Source organism: Pseudomonas sp. SB113 (genome assembly GCF_040754745.1).
In the GTDB taxonomy this organism is placed as follows: domain Bacteria; phylum Pseudomonadota; class Gammaproteobacteria; order Pseudomonadales; family Pseudomonadaceae; genus Aquipseudomonas; species Aquipseudomonas grimontii.
In genome coordinates, this window is record NZ_JBFMHW010000052.1 from 1 (window position 1) to 3,231 (window position 3,231).

Annotated in this window: 1 rRNA gene; it reads left to right on the forward strand. The window is 50.7% G+C overall.

Annotated elements, in window-relative coordinates:
- Nucleotides 1-189 precede the first annotated feature (189 nt).
- Nucleotides 190-3,081, forward strand: a 23S ribosomal RNA gene (locus tag AB1462_RS31315).
- The last annotated feature ends 150 nt before the right edge of the window (nucleotides 3,082-3,231 follow it).

A 3,231-nucleotide genomic window follows, 5' to 3' on the forward strand; every position in this document is an offset into this window, starting at 1 on the left:
TTGATTTCTAGTCTTTGATTAGATCGTTCTTTAAAAATTTGGGTATGTGATAGAAAGATAGACTGAACGTTACTTTCACTGGTAACGGATCAGGCTAAGGTAAAATTTGTGAGTAACTCTTAATTGAGTATTATCGAATTTTCGGCGAATGTCGTCTTCACAGTATAACCAGATTGCTTGGGGTTATATGGTCAAGTGAAGAAGCGCATACGGTGGATGCCTTGGCAGTCAGAGGCGATGAAAGACGTGGTAGCCTGCGAAAAGCTTCGGGGAGTCGGCAAACAGACTTTGATCCGGAGATGTCTGAATGGGGGAACCCAGCCATCATAAGATGGTTACCTTACACTGAATACATAGGTGTAAGGGGCGAACCAGGGGAACTGAAACATCTAAGTACCCTGAGGAAAAGAAATCAACCGAGATTCCCTTAGTAGTGGCGAGCGAACGGGGACTAGCCCTTAAGTGGCTTTGAGATTAGCGGAACGCTCTGGAAAGTGCGGCCATAGTGGGTGATAGCCCTGTACGCGAAAATCTCTTAGTCATGAAATCGAGTAGGACGGAGCACGAGAAACTTTGTCTGAATATGGGGGGACCATCCTCCAAGGCTAAATACTACTGACTGACCGATAGTGAACTAGTACCGTGAGGGAAAGGCGAAAAGAACCCCGGAGAGGGGAGTGAAATAGATCCTGAAACCGTATGCGTACAAGCAGTGGGAGCCCACTTTGTTGGGTGACTGCGTACCTTTTGTATAATGGGTCAGCGACTTATTTTCAGTGGCGAGCTTAACCGAATAGGGGAGGCGTAGCGAAAGCGAGTCTTAATAGGGCGTCTAGTCGCTGGGAATAGACCCGAAACCGGGCGATCTATCCATGGGCAGGTTGAAGGTTGGGTAACACTAACTGGAGGACCGAACCGACTACCGTTGAAAAGTTAGCGGATGACCTGTGGATCGGAGTGAAAGGCTAATCAAGCTCGGAGATAGCTGGTTCTCCTCGAAAGCTATTTAGGTAGCGCCTCATGTATCACTGTAGGGGGTAGAGCACTGTTTCGGCTAGGGGGTCATCCCGACTTACCAAACCGATGCAAACTCCGAATACCTACAAGTGCCGAGCATGGGAGACACACGGCGGGTGCTAACGTCCGTCGTGAAAAGGGAAACAACCCAGACCGTCAGCTAAGGTCCCAAAGTTATGGTTAAGTGGGAAACGATGTGGGAAGGCTTAGACAGCTAGGAGGTTGGCTTAGAAGCAGCCACCCTTTAAAGAAAGCGTAATAGCTCACTAGTCGAGTCGGCCTGCGCGGAAGATGTAACGGGGCTCAAACCATACACCGAAGCTACGGGTATCACGTAAGTGATGCGGTAGAGGAGCGTTCTGTAAGCCTGTGAAGGTGAGTTGAGAAGCTTGCTGGAGGTATCAGAAGTGCGAATGCTGACATGAGTAACGATAATGGGTGTGAAAAACACCCACGCCGAAAGACCAAGGTTTCCTGCGCAACGTTAATCGACGCAGGGTTAGTCGGTCCCTAAGGCGAGGCTGAAAAGCGTAGTCGATGGAAAACAGGTTAATATTCCTGTACTTCTGGTTATTGCGATGGAGGGACGGAGAAGGCTAGGCCAGCTTGGCGTTGGTTGTCCAAGTTTAAGGTGGTAGGCTGGAATCTTAGGTAAATCCGGGATTCTAAGGCCGAGAGCTGATGACGAGTTACCTTTTAGGTAACGAAGTGGTTGATGCCATGCTTCCAAGAAAAGCTTCTAAGCTTCAGGTAACCAGGAACCGTACCCCAAACCGACACAGGTGGTTGGGTAGAGAATACCAAGGCGCTTGAGAGAACTCGGGTGAAGGAACTAGGCAAAATGGCACCGTAACTTCGGGAGAAGGTGCGCCGGTGAGGGTGAAGGACTTGCTCCGTAAGCTCATGCCGGTCGAAGATACCAGGCCGCTGCGACTGTTTATTAAAAACACAGCACTCTGCAAACACGAAAGTGGACGTATAGGGTGTGACGCCTGCCCGGTGCCGGAAGGTTAATTGATGGGGTTAGCTAACGCGAAGCTCTTGATCGAAGCCCCGGTAAACGGCGGCCGTAACTATAACGGTCCTAAGGTAGCGAAATTCCTTGTCGGGTAAGTTCCGACCTGCACGAATGGCGTAACGATGGCGGCGCTGTCTCCACCCGAGACTCAGTGAAATTGAAATCGCTGTGAAGATGCAGTGTATCCGCGGCTAGACGGAAAGACCCCGTGAACCTTTACTATAGCTTTGCACTGGACTTTGAATTTGCTTGTGTAGGATAGGTGGGAGGCTTTGAAGCGTGGACGCCAGTCTGCGTGGAGCCAACCTTGAAATACCACCCTGGCAACTTTGAGGTTCTAACTCAGGTCCGTTATCCGGATCGAGGACAGTGTATGGTGGGTAGTTTGACTGGGGCGGTCTCCTCCTAAAGAGTAACGGAGGAGTACGAAGGTGCGCTCAGACCGGTCGGAAATCGGTCGTAGAGTATAAAGGCAAAAGCGCGCTTGACTGCGAGACAGACACGTCGAGCAGGTACGAAAGTAGGTCTTAGTGATCCGGTGGTTCTGTATGGAAGGGCCATCGCTCAACGGATAAAAGGTACTCCGGGGATAACAGGCTGATACCGCCCAAGAGTTCATATCGACGGCGGTGTTTGGCACCTCGATGTCGGCTCATCACATCCTGGGGCTGAAGCCGGTCCCAAGGGTATGGCTGTTCGCCATTTAAAGTGGTACGCGAGCTGGGTTTAGAACGTCGTGAGACAGTTCGGTCCCTATCTGCCGTGGACGTTTGAGATTTGAGAGGGGCTGCTCCTAGTACGAGAGGACCGGAGTGGACGAACCTCTGGTGTTCCGGTTGTCACGCCAGTGGCATTGCCGGGTAGCTATGTTCGGAATAGATAACCGCTGAAAGCATCTAAGCGGGAAACTAGCCTCAAGATGAGATCTCACTGGGACCTTGAGTCCCCTGAAGGGCCGTCGAAGACTACGACGTTGATAGGTTGGGTGTGTAAGCGCTGTGAGGCGTTGAGCTAACCAATACTAATTGCCCGTGAGGCTTGACCATATAACACCCAAGCAATTTGACTACTCCTGACTTGGAAACAAGTAGAAGCATCAGATTGCGGTGTGTGAAGACGCAACGAACCGAAAGTTCGATGTTCACAAAACACCGAAAGCTGTCACATACCCAATTTGCTGAAGCGAGGCCAACTGG